Here is a 16,014-nt window from a genome sequence, read left to right on the forward strand (position 1 = left end):
CAACCTGCTGTAGTCTTCAAGCAGTTACGAGACGCGGCTTAATTTAGCGAGTGGTGCACTTCGGGGTTGAATTCGCGGGTTGCTCTCAGGGTGGATTCAGTCGGGCTTTTTACCTGGGTGGGTATACACACGATAACGACTCTATCGTCCAAACTTCTTTACCGGGGCAATATAAAAAAAGCGGCCTTTGAACAACCCATATAAATTGCTCAACCCTCGTTAATTTGCAATACGCTTGGCAGGTTATGTGGCCTATCACCTTTAACTGGCTCGTATTGAGTACCCCTTCCCTGATTAAAATTAATCGCCCTTTCTATGTTATTTCTTTGGACTGTATAGTCACTAATTTCCCCATCACGACTGGTGATGACCACGTACCTAAAGTACCATCGCGATATCACTGAGTTATATTTATATTAATGTTTATGCGTACTTTGCTGCTTACCATTGGTGGAATGTTTGCTTTAATTTTGTGTTATCTGGTGGGCGAGGTTTTTGTACTGACCTTCAATTTGCCTTTTCCTGGTGCGCTAGCGGGAATGTTGTTGCTCTTGTTCTTTTTGCTGGTCAATAGGCAGGTACCTACTGCAATAAACGCGGGAGCCAAGCCCTTACTTAACCATATGATTGTGTTATTTGTTCCCGCAGTTGCCGGCATTGTTCTTTTTGCCGGCGATATTAAAACTCACTGGCTGGCATTAAGTTTGGCCATTGGGCTGTCGACCATTGTAGCTCTGGCATTATCGGCCTGGGTCGCACAGCGTGTATTTGCCCTGAAAGCAGGCGGCAATGATGACGTTTGAACAAGCGGTAAACACTGTACTGCATGAGGCTGCAAATGTATTGGTCCAGACCAGCTCCCTCACCGCAATAGCCTGGATAGGCATAACATTGATTTGCTACATCGGTGCTCTGAAGCTTAGTCACAAAGCCAACGGGCACCCGCTATTACATCCGCTCATTATTACCACCTGTCTGGTGTTGAGCGCAGTGTTTATCTTGCATCATAGCGTGACGAACTATCAGCAATATACAGCGCTTATCCACTGGCTGCTGGGCCCGGCAACGGTAGCTCTGGCATTACCAATGTATGCGCAGTGGCAGAAGGTTCGAGAATTGGGTTGGCGAATTGTGGTTGCCGTTACCGTAGCCGGCGTTATTGCGCCGTTACTGGCCTGGTTATGTTTATATTTAACCAGCACCCCGTTGGCACTACAGATGACGGTGCTGGCTAAATCCATCACGACCCCGTTGGCCATGGAGACCAGTCGTATAATTGGTGGCATACCGGCGTTGGCTGCGGTATTTGTTATTACTACCGGAATTGTAGGGGCTATAGCCGGTCCGTTTACTTTTCGTGTTCTTCACATAACACATCCACAAGCCCAAGGTATCGCCTTAGGAAGTGTGGCGCATGCTATTGGTACGGCCAGGGCCATACGTATGGGTGAGGCGCAGGCGGCCATGGCCAGTCTGGGACTGTGTTTGAATGGAATTATGACGGCAATCGTGTTGCCGCTCATCATTCATATGCTCTAAGCATATTCACCTTATGTTCTATAGACATTCGGCCGATAAGTGCTAAAAATCTAATTATAGCTTTATGATTACCGAGAACCAGGCAGCAAATTTTGCAGCGTTTGTCGGTTTTGTAGCACAGCCACAACAGGATGGTAGTCAATACAATGTTTTCAGTCTTAGTGTGTGACGATTCAATGGTAGCGCGTAAGCAGGTTGCCAAAAGCCTGCCGCAAGACTGGCAGGTAGCAGTACACTTCGCCAGGCATGGCGAAGAAGCCATGAGTTTACTAAAGCAAGGTAAGGGCGACTTATTGTTACTGGATTTGAATATGCCGGTGATGGACGGCTATGCCACATTAAAAGCCATACAAGATGCCAACATGCCGGTAAAAACAGTGGTGATTTCGGGCGATATTCAGCCCGAAGCTCACGAGCGGGTGATGGCCTTAGGGGCCTGCGACTTTATTCAAAAACCGGTAGGTGTGGCTACTCTTACGGCTACTTTAACAAAGCATGGTTTGCTTGCCGCGCATAGCGAAAATGTGCCAGACGATTCTGAATTAGATCCCAATATTCGCGATTGTTATCAAGAGATCACCAATATTGCTATGGGCCGGGCAGGGGATCACCTCGCCCGAATTATGAACGTGTTTGTGCACTTGCCTATTCCCAATGTAAATTTAATCGAGATGTCTGAATTGCATATGATGCTATCGGATATCGAAAGTCATGAAGAAGTTACCGCTGTGTGTCAGGGCTTTATTGGTCAGGGTATTCGCGGTGAAGCGTTATGTATTCTAAGTGATTCCAGTTTTGAAGATGTCGCCAAAATATTAGATGTGAAAGAGCAGGTAGATGATCGGATTCAGCTAGAGCTGCTTATGGATGCCGCCAGTATTTTGATAGGCACCTGTCTGACCGGTCTGGCCGAGCAACTGGATGTGGTATTTAGTCAGGGACATCCAGTCGTGTTGGGCCAGCACCGTGTTATTACTGAACTTATCGCCACTAATCGTAGTTTCTGGCGTCGTACCCTGGCCATCGAGCTTAGCTATGGCTTGGAAGGGTATGATGTACGTTGCGATCTGATTTTGCTGTTCACCGAAGACTCTATGGTTACGATGAATGAAAAACTGGCCCATTTGCTGGAGGATCTTTAAATGAATGATTCGTTAAATGATCTACAGGAATTCCATTGGATGATGGATATGCTGCAAACGGTCGACGTGGGCATTGTTGTTCTTGACCGCCAGTTTAAGGTCAAAATTTGGAACGCATTTATGGAAAGCCACAGCGGGCTACTGCCTGCACAGGTTCGTGAGAGGTCTTTGTTTAGCTTATTTCCCGATATTCGCCCCGACTGGTTTGAAAAAAAAGCGCGGCCAGTATTTGAGCTCAAAACGCGGGCATTTATGACCTGGGAGCAGCGGCCTTATTTATTTAAGTTTCCTAATTACCGGCCGATTACAGGTAATGAGCAGTACATGTATCAAAACATTACTTTGTCAGCGCTAACCTCAGCGAATGGGTCCGTAGAAAATATCAGTATGATGATTTACGACGTGACCGACATTGCTGCAGGCAAAAAGCAATTAGAGTCGCTTCAGGTTACCCAAACCGAAATGCTGGAGCGACAACAGCGCACAAACTGACTCTACTTTCGGCGTGGTAGGTTCACGCTATCAGATAGTGATTTTCGATGATATAGCGGTGTGCGTATGGAAAAATTAAGCAACCTTTTGAAAATGCCCGTTCGCGGAGTATTTTTAATGTTATTGGTCATGGCAGTAAGCGCATGTGGCGGCGGTGGCGACAGTGAAACCGGCGCAGAGACAGTGTCGCCGGTATTTGCAGTGAATGCCGGAGCCGATGTTCAGGCCAGTGAACAAACCACCGTGTTTCTTTCAGCGCAGGTTTCAGGCGCCACTGGTGCGCTTACTTACCGCTGGCAAAGTGAACCTGAGCTAACCATCGAACAACAAGATGTCAGTTTGCCTGAAGCAACCATAGCCCTTCCCCAGCTTAATGCGCCTGAAACCTATACAGTGTCGGTTACGGTATCTAACTCAAGCGGTAAAAAGGTGACTGACTCGTTGGTGATTACAGCGCGTTCGGTTAACGAACCGCCCCGGGCAAAAATTACCGCGCCTCCCACTGACGATGAAGCCGGTCGGTATGCAGCCGGTATCGATATAACCCTGGATGGCAGCGCCAGCACCGATGACGATGCCAGCGATGAATCGGCCCCCATTACCACCTGGCAGTGGGAACAATTAGAAGGTGTCGATGTCACTACCGATGTTGCGCTTGATGGTCCTACCATTTCGTTCACCACCCCGGTAGCCAGTACAGAGCAAACCCTGCGTTTTCGGTTAACCGTAGAAGATGACGAAGAAGCCAGCGACAGTGATACCATTACGTTAATTATACAACCCGATTCTGATACCAAACCTACTGTTGATGCGGGATCAGGGCAGGGCGTCTTTAGCGGTGAACCCATTATATTAAACGGCACCGCGAGCTCAAGTGTGGCTTCGGCTTTGCCTTTACATTATGAGTGGGAAACCTCAAACAATCAGCAGTTTCGCATAGAAGAGTCTGACAAACTATCGACCCATGTTATTGCGCCAGAAGTCACCCGGGAGCAAACCGTTTCGTTTACTCTCAATGTTACTGATGCTAACGGTAACAGGGTGTCTGATAATATTATGGTCACTGTTCGTCCAATGCCTGTGGCGTATGTTAACGATACCGGTGTTATTGCTCAGGCCTCAGCGTCAGCCGTTAATAACGACCAGCAGAATAGTTTTCCGGGTCAGGATGGGCAGCGCGGCGCGGATGTAGCTGCAGCGCAAGGGCTGCTTGAAAAAGCAGGACGTGGCGCCGCAGGTTTCGATTTTACCAAGCTAAATCAAAATGGCGATGAACAAGACGCTGCCGAGTCGCAATTTAGCTGTGTGCGCGACAATACCACCGGTCTGGTATGGGAAGTGAAAACGGCGGATGGCGCCTTGCACGATGGCGCGCATACTTATACCTGGTATCAGGGCGAAAACAACGGCGGCAATGAGGGCGTTGAAAGCAGTGTAGCCGCAAGTTGTTCAATTACAGGATGTAACACCCGTAACTTTATAGCCGCGGTACGCGCTGAAGGGCTGTGCGGTTTTTATGACTGGCGCCTGCCTAATCATTTTGAATTGATGAGCCTGGTACACTTTGGCCAGACCACTACCGCCATGATTGATACCGATTACTTTCCTAACACCGGTAAGATTAACGAGGCGCCGGTTTGGTACTGGACGTCTCAACCGGGCGCAGATGGCGTGATTAGCGACGCTGCACAAAATGCCTGGGCCATCGATTTTACTTCCGGGGTCGATAACTTTTTAGATAAAGGGAACGTAGCCCGCGTTCGTCTGGTTCGCGCAGGGAGAACACAATGAAAGCACTTCTTACTGGTTTATTACTGGCTGTCAGCCCCGTTTGTGTAGCTCAGTATTGTCTGACCACGGGTGAAGAAACCACGCCAGATGCTAACTTTACCGCGTTAGACGACGCGCAGGTGTTACACACCACAACACAACTGGTATGGCAACGTTGCGCCCAGGGCCAGCAGTGGGATGGTACAACCTGTACCGGCCAGGCAAAAAAATATACCTGGCAAGAAGCATTACAACTTGCGCACCAGGCAAATGATGAGTCCCAGGCCGGATGGCGGTTACCCAATGTAAAAGAGTTGGCGTCGGTTACCGATCGTCTTTGTGTCAGACCCGCGATTAATGAAACCTTTTTTCCCAACACCCCACCGGATGACTTCTGGACATCAACCCCGTCGTTAACCGACACCCAGCGCGCGTGGGTGGTGGCTTTTTTTAACTCCAGTCATTCAATTAAACAAAAAGATCGATTTGTGTATGTCCGGCTGGTAAAAACCTATATTCAGCCATAGTGTGACTGACTGTTTAAATGGTACCAGCTTTAACCTGAATATTGGCAGACTGGACTCATTCTGCCTTTTTATTTATCCTGCGGCGGTTCAAACTACATAGTATGACAATGCCAAAGCTTTTTTCTTGTATATGTACAGCACTATGTACAGTTATTTTCAGTACTTCAGCTGAAGCGACCGAATTTACCTGCGATATAGATTTTGCCTACGGGCTGGTGGTTAACGACAACCAACTTCGGGTAATGGACAAGTCGCGTACCCTGGTTCAGATTAATCAGCAGTCGCAACTGTTTGTTCAGGGCCGCTGGCAACAGCTTGACGAACAACAGCAAGCCTGGCTGACCGACTATGCCCAGGGGCTTCATTACGTGGTGCCTAAAATGATTATTCTGGCTACCGAAGGGGTAGATTTGGCCGTTGATACCATCGACCATGTTTACCTGGGGCTGGTAGGCAGCGATCACGACAGCTACGAACGTCTGCAAGAATCAATGACTCGGGTAAAAAGCCGGGTTAAAGAAAAATTTCGGCACGCGAGTGACCACTATTTTATTGGACCGGGGTCGCTTGAAAGTGTGGACGAATTTGTTGATACCGAAATAGAGGCTCAGCTTGAAAGCACTATTTCTACGTCAATTGGTGGTATTCTTTCAGCCATTAGTGGCATTAATGCTGCCAATCAGGATGTCGATAGTATCAAACTGGCCGAACTAACCCGCCAGTTAGAGGCGGTAGGTGAACAGCTTGAACCTGATGTCGGGCCCAAAGCTCTAACGCTGAAAAACAAAGCCCACTGGTTTTGTAATAAATTAAAGCAGCTGGATGAAACAGAAGAAAAACTTCGAGCTTCTGTGAAGGGACTTGAACCCTTCAATGTGATCACCTCAAATAACTAAACAAAAGACGCCAATAGGGTGTTTAAATAACGCCGGCCCTGGTCGGTTACCTGCCAATGCGTGGCGTTGGTAACCAATAGCCCCTTTTGTTCAGCTTCTGCCAGACTTTGCTGTTGCATATCGTTAAGCGACACTCCGGTAAAATCGGTAAAGTCTTTTTTGGGACAGGGCTCAACCAGCCTGAAGCGATTCATAAAAAACTCAAACGCCAGATCGTCTTTCTCTACCATCGTCTGTGTATCTAGATAAGGCCGGGTTAATTCCATGTAGCCCCGCGGATGTTTAACTTTTACCGTACGGGTAATAGTGCCGTTTTGCGGGTCGGTAATTTTTCCGTGGGCACCACACCCAATTCCCAGGTAATCGCCAAAACGCCAGTAGTTTAAATTATGCTGGCATTCATTTCCGGGTTTGCTATAGCCTGATATTTCGTACTGACGATATCCAGCCTGAGTAAGGCGCTGGTGGCCAGCATGCTGAATGTCCCACAATATATCGTCGTTGGGCAATTCAGGCGGACGCGAGTAAAACGGCGTGTTGGGCTCAATGGTCAGTTGATACCATGATAAATGCGCCGGGTCGGCGAAAATGGCTTCATCCAAATCGCTCATGGCATCGTCGAGGCTTTGGTCAGGCAAGCCGTGCATTAAGTCTAAATTAAAACTATTCAAACCCGCATGATGGGCCTGATGAATCGCCTGTTTGGCCTGTGCGGTATCATGAATGCGTCCTAATACCGACAAATGCCGCGCTTTAAAGCTTTGTATACCCACCGAAATACGATTGATACCCGCATTAACGTAGCCTTTAAACCGGTCGGCTTCCAGGGTGCCCGGATTAGCTTCTAAGGTTATTTCGGCATTATGGGCTAAATTAACCCGGGCTTTCACCCCGTTTAATAACTGACTAATCGCGTGCTCGCTGAACAAGCTCGGCGTGCCGCCGCCAATAAAAATGGTAGTCACTTCACGCTGCCCGATAAGCGCTGCATCGGCGGTCAAATCATTAAGCAGGTGCGCCACGTACTCGCTTTCGGGCAGGGTGTCTTTTAAGCCATGCGAGTTAAAATCGCAATATGGGCATTTTTGCACACACCAGGGAATGTGGATGTACAGACTCAGCGGTGGATTAAGCAAAAGCCTGCCTCATTTGCTGCAGCAAAAAGGTCATGGCCTGACCGCGATGGCTCAGGCTATTTTTGGTTTTACTGTCAAGCTCTGCGGCGGTGCATTCCTGGGCCGGAACATAAAATATAGGGTCATAGCCAAAGCCGCCGTGACCATTTATTTGATTGCTGATAAGACCGTGCCAGTGCCCCTGGCTTATCAGGGGGACCGGATCGTCAGCATGACGTAAGTACACCAGCGTGCACATAAAATGCGCCCGCCGATCAGCTTCACCGTTCATCCGGTTAAGCAGCAATTCGACATTATCAATATCGGTCGCATTTTCGCCGGCAAAACGCGAAGAATAGATGCCCGGCGCGCCACCCAAGGCATTAACCACAATGCCCGAGTCATCGGCAATGGCAGGTAAGCCGGTTTGTCGGGCTGCATGCCGGGCTTTAATAATGGCATTTTCAACAAAAGTAGTGCCGGTTTCAGGCACTTCTTTAACGCCCAGGTCGGCTTGTCCCACTATACTTACCTGCTGCTCACTAAACAGGTTTGTAAATTCTTTGAGTTTGCCACTATTACCGGTAGCAAGCACAATTTTATCTGGAAAGGCCATATAATATCCTTGTTACGATTTCTTTTTGGTGGACTTTTTCTTGCCAGTTTTTTTCGCACCCGACTTTTTCGAGACCGACTTTTTGACTGTGCTTTTCTTTACTTTTTTCTTTTTTGGCGCCACTTTTGGCGTTTTATTTTGCGGGCGCAATGCATCCACCACCCGGGCTTTCAAAGGCTCTTCGGTATAGCGACTAATACGACCTACTACAGCTAAATCGTGGGCTTCTACCAGCGAAATAGCGATACCTTTAGCGCCAGCGCGCCCGGTACGGCCTATACGGTGTACATAGGTGTCGGCTTTGCGCGGCATGTCATAGTTAATAACATGTGAGACATCGGGTACATCAAGACCTCGGGCCGCTACATCGGTGGCCAGCAGTACCGGCACTTCGCCCGATTTGAAGCGCGCCAATGCCGCATTTCGTTTATCTTGTGGCATCTCGCCCTGCAACCAGCAAACCATAATATCCTGGCTGGCCAGGTAGTCTTTGAGCGACTGTAAACGTTCGCGGGTTTTTACAAACACCACAGCATTAGAGATGTCGTTTTTAAGAATATGTACCAGCAGCTCTTGTTTATGCTTAAGCGTATCGGCATGGTGAAACCACTGTAAAATTTTAGCTTTTTCTTTACGTGAAGGTGAGGCTTCAAATACCGCCGGGTCGTTTAAAATTTCAGTGGCAAAGGTTTTTACCCCTTTGCCTTCCAGCGTCGCTGAAAACAGCATGTTTTGTTTGCGCCACCGAGCTTCTGCCGCAATTTGGTTAACAATGTTGGCAAAGCCCATATCAAGCATACGATCAGCTTCGTCTAAAATCAGACACTCAATGTTGCGACAATCGGCGGACTCTAAACGAATATGTTCGTGCAACCGACCCGGGGTGGCCACCAGAATATCCAGGTTCTGATTCAAGGTTTCGCGGTCGGTGCCGTAGTTAATGCCGCCAGTGATAACGCCGCACACCAAGTCGGTATGCGCGGTAATGGCCTTGGCCTGTTCAAACACCTGGATGGCAAGCTCACGGGTGGGTGTAAGAATTAAAACACGCGTGGAGCCGGGCTCTTTACGTGGGTAATCAAGTAAAAACTGACAAGCAGGTAACAGGAACGCCGCGGTTTTGCCCGTACCGGTGGGCGCGCTGGCCATAATGTCCCGCCCATCCATGGCCTGTGGAATAACCATAGACTGGATAGAGGTAGGCTTGTCGAAGCCCATGTCCGCCACAGCATGGCAAAGGGTATCGTCAAGATCAAGTTCCTGAAATGTCATAGTTGTGCTAATACTCAATACAAAAACGATATTGTAACACTGTACCGGTCAGGGTGAAGCAGGATTCGTTAGTTAATTACTGAGTATTTTTTCAATAGCATGTAAGCGGGCATTAGCCAGGGCGGTTTTAATTTGAGCCCCCTGATGCCCCGCCGCAATAATTTGCTGCACATTGACTGCACCCGCAGCAGTCATAGCGTTATAGATGTCAATGACTGGCCAGTTAACAAGCTGCGCTTTGCCCACAAACCGGGTCACGTCCAGCAGCATTCCAAAGCGCTCAGGGCGACGCCAGACATCGCATCGGTTGAAGGTGTCCAACAACGTTTGTGCGTTGGGTGCGCTGAGCAAAACCTGGCAATACTGAGCGGCCAGTAGCGCCAATTCGCTAACCGAATTCGGACACTTTAAACGTCCAATCAATGCCTGTGTTTGTGCAGGGGTGATCAGCGCTGTTATACATGCCATACGCACCGGCAACTCAGCATGGCTTTTACAGGCCAGCTTAAGTGGCTTTACTTGCTCGCAGGTAAAGGGCGTTAGCTCGCCAAACCAGTCGTTTAAACCACCTGCGCTGTTTAACACCTCAAAAAATACCGGCGCGTGGTCTTCCATTACTGCGCGGCGAGTTTCTTGCCAAACCCTTTCAGCGGTGAGTTCGCTTAACATGCCCGATTTGACCATTTGTTGCATCAGAGTTTGTGTTTCTGGGGCAACCGCAAAGCCTATCTTATGATAACGCGCCGCAAAGCGGGCAACCCGAAACACACGCAGCGGATCTTCACTAAACGCCGCCGAAACATGGCGTAAATTGCGTGCGGCCAAATCTTGCTGACCATTGTAAGGGTCAATGATTTGTCCGTCGGCGTCTTTGGCCATGGCGTTGATGGTTAAATCACGACGCAACAAGTCTTCTTCTAAGGTTACTTTCGGGCCTGCGTCGCACACAAAACCGGTATAGCCCTTGCCGTCTTTTTTTTCTAACCGGGCCAGGGCATGTTCATCTTTGGTTTGCGGATGTAAAAATACCGGAAAATCTTTGCCAACCCGGGTAAAACCGCGCTTTAGCATCATTTGTTCGGTGGCACCGGTGACCACCCAGTCTTTTTCAGTGACCGGGCGATTAAGCAGTTCATCGCGTACCGCGCCACCTACCAAATAGGTTTTCATAGATTACCGTATTTTTTGGTTATCAGAATGTAGAGGCAAATTATGCCTGATGCACAAAAAAAATGCCTGTAATGGCGCGGATGTTTTGACATATGTTCAGTCACTGGGTAGTTTTACTGGCGTATTTTCACACTTTTGAAGTTGATGCATGTATCTGAATTATTTCGGGCTCAATGATAACCCGTTCTCTATTGCTCCCAACCCCGACTACCTGTACATGAGCCCCCGGCACAAAGAGGCGTTGGCGCACTTAACCTTTGGTCTGCGTGAAAGCGGCGGGTTCGTTATGCTGACCGGCGAGGTGGGTACCGGCAAAACCACGGTATCTCGTAAGTTGTTACAGCAACTTCCGGATAACACTCAGGTGGCAATGATTCTTAACCCTACGCTCTCAGCACTTGAGTTGTTAGCCACGGTGTGTGATGAATTAGGCATTGATTATGAGCCGGGGCAGGGTAGCCTGAAATACTTCACCGACCATATTTTGACAAAGCTGGCCAATAATCATCAGGCCGGTTTTAATACGGTACTGTTAATTGATGAAGCGCAGCATCTGATGCCCGAGGTATTAGAACAGTTACGACTGCTGACCAACTTAGAAACCAACCGGCAAAAGTTGCTCAAAGTGGTTTTGATTGGCCAGCCTGAATTACAGCAACTGTTAAAGCGCAACGAATTACGACAACTGGCACAGCGCATTACCGCGCGCTATCACTTGTTGCCGCTAAGCGCCCCTGAGGTCAGTGCATATATGGGTCATCGTCTCAATGTGGCGGGGGGCGATATTAACTTATTTAGCTCAGCCACGGTACGCACTGTTCATCGTATTACCGCGGGGATTCCCAGGGTCATTAATTTATTATGCGATCGCGCTTTAACCCTGGCTTACACCGCGCAACAAACGGTGGTTCAAAAGCATTTGTTTCTAGCGGCGGCCCGTCAGATTCTTGGTGAAGATGTTGTTGAACAGCGTTTCGAGGGGCGCAGCAAAGCCTGGCTGGTTATTACGTTTGTCAGCGCGTTGGTGGCCGGATTTGTACTAGGAAGCACCTATGTCTGAACTACGCCGTATTGAAGAACTAGAGCCGGGCATGGTGATTGTCCAGATAACCCAGCAAAATGGGCCGGTAAAAATTCGCAAATCAGGCTTGGTAACCAGTCAGAGTATGGTACACGGGTTAGCCGAGATGGGCGTGCAAGAGGTACAAATTGACCCATCGCAAACGGTTGAAGTTGAACAGCCAGTAGCAAGCCGAACCCAAACGCAGCAACTGTTGCGTGGCGATCACGATACCCGCCGCACCCAGGACACACAGTTGTCAGACCAATTTAACCGCAGTTTGTTTTTACCCACCTTACAAGGGCTGCAGTCGCCATGGCGTCGCACCGTGAAACGGGCGGGGCAGTTTGTTGCTATTGCGGCACTAGGCTTGCTGCTGGGGTTTGCCGGTGGTAGCGCATCAGGGTGGTGGCCAGCATTATGGTCAACGCAGACATTAATCGCTCAGGCTGATAAACCATTACCGGTGGCGCAACAAAAGCCGGTACGCCCCGCACCCGATATAGCACAGGTAACCCGCGAGGCAGCCGCCTTGTTAACACCGGGCCCCGAATCTGCTCAAGTTCCGACAGAATCTGTTTCTGGTGGCCAGGGTACAGCTGATTCAGATACCGCTTTTGACCAACAAAACCAGCAACAAACAGACACCCCGAAGCAACGGGCTCAAGCTGACGCTGAGTCAACGGTAAAGGCGCAAACAAGCGAGACTGACGACTATGCCGGTAAAGTGCTTAATAAACCGGCGCAAAGTAATAATTCAAATGTGTCGCAAGAACTGCTCGAAAAATTTAATAAAGCCATTGATGAGTTAGACAGTTCGCCGGCAGATACCACTACATCGCGTGAGTCCATTGAAGTTTCAGACACCATTCCAAGAGTAGATGAACTTCCGGCCCGGCTATTGACTCGTTTGCCCGCCATGAAGTTTTCAGCTCATATGTATGCCAGTAATCCGGTGGACAGGTGGGTAAGAGTTAATGGTTCACAGCGCGGCGAAGGTGACTGGATCGCCGATAATGTGCAGGTAATAAAAATTGAGGGCCGACGGGTGATTTTGTCGTTTCAGGGCGAACAGTTTAGTATGGCCGCCCTGACCGACTGGTGATCATTAACCGGGCAGCTGGTGAATAAATACGTCCCGAAAAAATTTTGGTAAGTTAATACCAAAATCGTCGGGACGAACCGCGGCTTCAATCCGGTCGTTGGCCTTTGCCAAATCTACTCGCTTGACTTCGCTGTAATTATTGCTGTGCATACTATAAAACGTCATTACTACCGGCTTGTGCATTTCATCAGAGTTAGATTGCACGACCATCGCCAGGCGTCCGCTGTTAAGCTTGACCAACGACCCCACCGGATGTACCCCCAGGCTTCGGATAAACTGACGCACCAGATTCTGATCTAACCCCTCATTTGCCGTTAACCGTTTCATCGCTACCGCAGCAGTTACGCCCCGTTGATGCGTGCGATTTGATATCATGGCATCGTAAGAGTCGACGATTGCGGCCATTCTGGCAAATATTGAAATCGCATCATTTTGAAGCTTATTGGGGTATCCACTGCCGTCTACCCGTTCATGATGTTGCGCGATAATATCGGTGACACTGGCATCAAGGTCTGAAAAATGACTGACCAGCGCCAGACCTTTTGGTACGTGAGACTGTATGGTTTGCCAGTCTTTTTCAGACAACACGGCATCCTTGTGCCGAAAATGTTCAGGAATCATCGACATTCCTACATCCATAAGTAACGCACCCGTGCACAATGTATCGATGGTAGCGCGGTCATAGCCCTGGTGGCGAGCAAATATAGCCATCAAAATACTGCAGTTTATTGAATGTTCGAGCATATATTCGTCAGTGTTTTTAATCATAGTCAGACATGCCAACGCATCCTGATTTTCAAATACGCCATCAATAATATGCTGAGCCAGTTGTTCCGTCCCGGCGATGTCATCTGCTGAACGGCTTTTTAACTGTTCAAGGACCCCTCTTTGGATAGAGATCGCTTCGGTGTACAGAGTATTGGCCTTTGCCAGCCCGGCGCTGGTGACAGGTTTTGCAGATTTGCTGTTACTGCCACCCAAACGGCTGCGTGCGTAATCTACCTCAACACGCACAATGCCTTTTTTGCGTAACTGTTCAATAACGTTCTGAGTTTTTACCAGACCACCAGAACGCACCCGCATCGTACCTGTTTGCTCAACAACCTGACTGACATACATTCCTGGTATTAATTCATCAATAGAAATGTCTTTGAGCATTAAAAATCCTTTTGAAAACCGTCGCTGAATCTATTTATCTGATGAACCGTAGTGGGTTAATCATCTACCGAAAACTAAGATAAAACGAGACCGCGACCGCTGTACTATCAATATTTATTGGCAATTATAGAGGATTTATAACCAAACAGGTTCGTTATCTTCATACTTTTCAATCTGACCCTCATGCTCAAGCGTCTGGCCTATGGCATCAAGCCCCTTCAGTAAGTTTTGTTTGTGCTGCCCAGCGATGTCAAAACTAAACTGATGGTCAGCTACGCTAACCGTCTGATTGGGTAAGTCGACATGAATTTCGGCCTCTGGCTGAGCGTTAACGTGGTCAAATAAAGTGTCCATTTGTTCATTGCCAAGGGCCACCGGTAATAACTGATTATTAATGCAGTTGCCATAAAAAATATCGGCAAAACTGGTGGCAATAATAACCTTAAACCCATAGTCGGCCAGCGCCCAGGGAGCGTGTTCACGGCTAGAACCGCAGCCAAAGTTTTCGCGGCATAGCAAAATACTGGCGTGCTGATACTCGGGCATATTTAGCGCAAAATCAGGATTTAGTTCTTGCTCGTTCAGATCAAGATATCGCCAGTCATGAAACAAATGTTTGCCATAACCCGCGCGAGTAACACCGGTTAAAAATTGCTTCGGAATAATTTGGTCGGTATCTACATTTGCCTGGTTGAGCGGGGCAGCGCGACCAGTATGGGTACTGATTCCAGTGGTGGTTGTCATGCGTTACTCCTGAAAATCTCTGACATCGGCAAAATGACCGCGTAGTGCAGCGGCAGCAGCCATGGCCGGGCTAACCAAATGGGTACGGGCGCCACGGCCCTGACGGCCTTCAAAATTACGGTTACTGGTGGAGGCGCAGCGATCGTGCTTTTGCAAAACATCATCGTTCATACCCAGGCACATTGAGCAACCCGGTAGCCGCCACTCAAAGCCCGCCTGTAAAAATATCTGGTCTAAGCCTTCAGCTTCAGCCTGCCGCTTTACTGCGGCTGAACCCGGTACCACAATAGCCGTTACGTTATCGGCAACTTTGCCTTGTTGGGCAATACTGGCCGCTGAACGCAAATCTTCAATACGGCCATTGGTGCACGAGCCAATAAAGACCTGATTAATAGCAACGTCAGATAATTTTGTCCCTGCCTGTAATCCCATGTAATCCAATGCTTTGGCTGCGCTTTCGCGTTCGCTGGCGTCGGTAAAGTCATTCGGAGCAGGAATGGGAGTGTTAACGCCAATTACCTGGCCCGGATTTGTGCCCCAGGTTACCTGCGGCGCAATATCACCTGCTTTTAGCGTAACAACTTTGTCAAACTGAGCCTCAGCATCGCTGTACAATGTCTGCCAATATGTTTTGGCGTCCTGCCAGTGGGATTCGGTAGGTGCGTAATCACGGCCTTGCAAATAAGCAAAGGTTGTCTCGTCAGGCGCAATCAGACCGGCCTTAGCGCCCGCCTCAATACTCATATTGCAAACAGTCATGCGTTCTTCCATCGACAATGCGCGTATTGCATCACCAGCATATTCAATAACATAGCCTGTAGCGCCAGCATGTCCGATACGGCCAATAATTGCCAGTACAATATCTTTGGCCGTAGTACCCGCGGCCAGTTGTCCATCAACCTGAATTAACATGCTTTTGGCTTTGCTTTGTTTCAGGGTTTGGGTTGCCAGTACATGTTCGACCTGCGACGTACCAATACCAAAGGCCAGCGCTCCAAAAGCGCCATGGGTAGCAGTGTGTGAATCGCCGCATACTACGGTCATTCCGGGCTGAATTAACCCCAGCTCTGGCCCCATAACATGCACGATACCTTGCTTTTGATGACCTACGGCAAACAGTTCAATACCATGTTCGGCGCAATTATTGGCCAGCGTCTGTAACTGCAGGGCATTTTGCGGACCACAGGCATCCAGTGCCAGTGAGCGTGTGGAGATACTATGATCCATCGTCGCAATAGTGCGATCGGGCCGGCGAACTTTACGATTTTTTTCCTTTAATCCGGCAAAGGCCTGGGGCGAGGTGACTTCGTGAATTAGGTGACGGTCGATATACAACAGGTTATCGTCCCCCGGCGCCTTAATAATATGGGCATCGTAGACTTTGTCATACAGTGTTTTAGCCATATTG

The 16,014-nt window shown here is 48.8% G+C and carries 16 protein-coding genes; 9 read left to right on the forward strand and 7 right to left on the reverse strand.

The genetic code is table 11. From position 1 onward, the window contains the following. Nucleotides 1-419 precede the first annotated feature (419 nt). From JK130_RS16135 to JK130_RS16165, 7 genes are all read left to right on the forward strand, one after another. A complete protein-coding gene (locus JK130_RS16135) occupies nt 420-803 on the forward strand; it encodes a CidA/LrgA family protein (protein ID WP_218355363.1) in 384 nt (127 codons plus the stop codon). Then, entirely contained in the window at nt 790-1,539 is a 750-nt protein-coding gene (locus JK130_RS16140) for an LrgB family protein (protein ID WP_246587850.1), read from the forward strand. Before JK130_RS16135 ends, JK130_RS16140 begins: the two co-directional genes overlap by 14 nt. A gap of 146 nt (nt 1,540-1,685) precedes the next feature. Next, entirely contained in the window at nt 1,686-2,681 is a 996-nt protein-coding gene (locus JK130_RS16145) for a response regulator (protein WP_218355364.1), read from the forward strand. Further along, nucleotides 2,682-3,173: a PAS domain-containing protein gene (locus tag JK130_RS16150; RefSeq protein WP_218355365.1), complete on the forward strand. Its 492-nt coding sequence runs from the start codon at nt 2,682-2,684 to the stop codon at nt 3,171-3,173. Nucleotides 3,174-3,239: 66 nt separating this feature from the next. Continuing rightward, nucleotides 3,240-4,964: an Lcl C-terminal domain-containing protein gene (locus JK130_RS16155; RefSeq protein ID WP_218355366.1), complete on the forward strand. Its 1,725-nt coding sequence runs from the start codon at nt 3,240-3,242 to the stop codon at nt 4,962-4,964. Beyond that, nucleotides 4,961-5,470 (forward strand): Lcl C-terminal domain-containing protein, encoded by a 510-nt coding sequence (locus tag JK130_RS16160; RefSeq protein ID WP_218355367.1) that lies wholly within the window; start codon nt 4,961-4,963, stop codon nt 5,468-5,470. Before JK130_RS16155 ends, JK130_RS16160 begins: the two co-directional genes overlap by 4 nt. 101 nt (nt 5,471-5,571) lie before the next feature. After that, on the forward strand, nt 5,572-6,366 hold the full coding sequence (locus JK130_RS16165; RefSeq protein WP_425514623.1) for a YggN family protein: 795 nt from the start codon (nt 5,572-5,574) through the stop codon (nt 6,364-6,366). Here the strand turns inward: JK130_RS16165 and hemW are convergent. From hemW to JK130_RS16185, 4 genes are all read right to left on the reverse strand, one after another. Then, nucleotides 6,363-7,502, reverse strand: coding sequence for a radical SAM family heme chaperone HemW (hemW, locus tag JK130_RS16170; RefSeq protein ID WP_218355369.1), 1,140 nt, complete (start codon nt 7,500-7,502; stop codon nt 6,363-6,365). The two genes, JK130_RS16165 and hemW, sit on opposite strands and share 4 nt — an antisense overlap. Beyond that, entirely contained in the window at nt 7,495-8,097 is a 603-nt protein-coding gene (gene rdgB / locus JK130_RS16175; RefSeq protein ID WP_218355370.1) for an RdgB/HAM1 family non-canonical purine NTP pyrophosphatase, read from the reverse strand. The genes hemW and rdgB overlap by 8 nt, the downstream gene beginning before the upstream one ends. 12 nt (nt 8,098-8,109) lie before the next feature. Then, the gene (gene srmB, locus JK130_RS16180) at nt 8,110-9,369 is read right to left on the reverse strand and encodes an ATP-dependent RNA helicase SrmB (RefSeq protein ID WP_218355371.1); all 1,260 of its coding nucleotides are present in this window, start codon (nt 9,367-9,369) and stop codon (nt 8,110-8,112) included. A gap of 72 nt (nt 9,370-9,441) precedes the next feature. Next, nucleotides 9,442-10,539, reverse strand: coding sequence for a tRNA nucleotidyltransferase/poly(A) polymerase-related protein (locus JK130_RS16185; protein ID WP_218355372.1), 1,098 nt, complete (start codon nt 10,537-10,539; stop codon nt 9,442-9,444). Nucleotides 10,540-10,687: 148 nt separating this feature from the next. On the opposite strand from JK130_RS16185, the gene JK130_RS16190 reads away from it, so the two are divergent. After that, a complete protein-coding gene (locus tag JK130_RS16190) occupies nt 10,688-11,599 on the forward strand; it encodes an ExeA family protein (protein ID WP_218355373.1) in 912 nt (303 codons plus the stop codon). Next, a complete protein-coding gene (locus JK130_RS16195; protein ID WP_218355374.1) occupies nt 11,592-12,704 on the forward strand; it encodes a general secretion pathway protein GspB in 1,113 nt (370 codons plus the stop codon). Before JK130_RS16190 ends, JK130_RS16195 begins: the two co-directional genes overlap by 8 nt. Before the next feature lie 3 nt (nt 12,705-12,707). Here the strand turns inward: JK130_RS16195 and JK130_RS16200 are convergent, their stop codons facing one another. The 3 genes from JK130_RS16200 to leuC form a co-directional block, all read right to left on the reverse strand. After that, complete coding sequence (locus JK130_RS16200; protein WP_218355375.1) at nt 12,708-13,862, reverse strand: HD-GYP domain-containing protein; 1,155 nt, start codon at nt 13,860-13,862, stop codon at nt 12,708-12,710. A 135-nt stretch (nt 13,863-13,997) separates the two neighbouring features. After that, nucleotides 13,998-14,606 carry a 3-isopropylmalate dehydratase small subunit gene (gene leuD, locus JK130_RS16205; RefSeq protein ID WP_218355376.1) on the reverse strand — a complete coding sequence of 203 codons (609 nt, stop codon included), beginning with the start codon at nt 14,604-14,606 and terminating at the stop codon, nt 13,998-14,000. A 3-nt stretch (nt 14,607-14,609) separates the two neighbouring features. Then, complete coding sequence (leuC, locus tag JK130_RS16210; RefSeq protein ID WP_218355377.1) at nt 14,610-16,010, reverse strand: 3-isopropylmalate dehydratase large subunit; 1,401 nt, start codon at nt 16,008-16,010, stop codon at nt 14,610-14,612. Between the last annotated feature and the right edge of the window lie 4 nt (nt 16,011-16,014).

The organism is Alteromonas lipotrueiana (assembly GCF_019249245.1).
Classification (GTDB): domain Bacteria; phylum Pseudomonadota; class Gammaproteobacteria; order Enterobacterales; family Alteromonadaceae; genus Alteromonas; species Alteromonas lipotrueiana.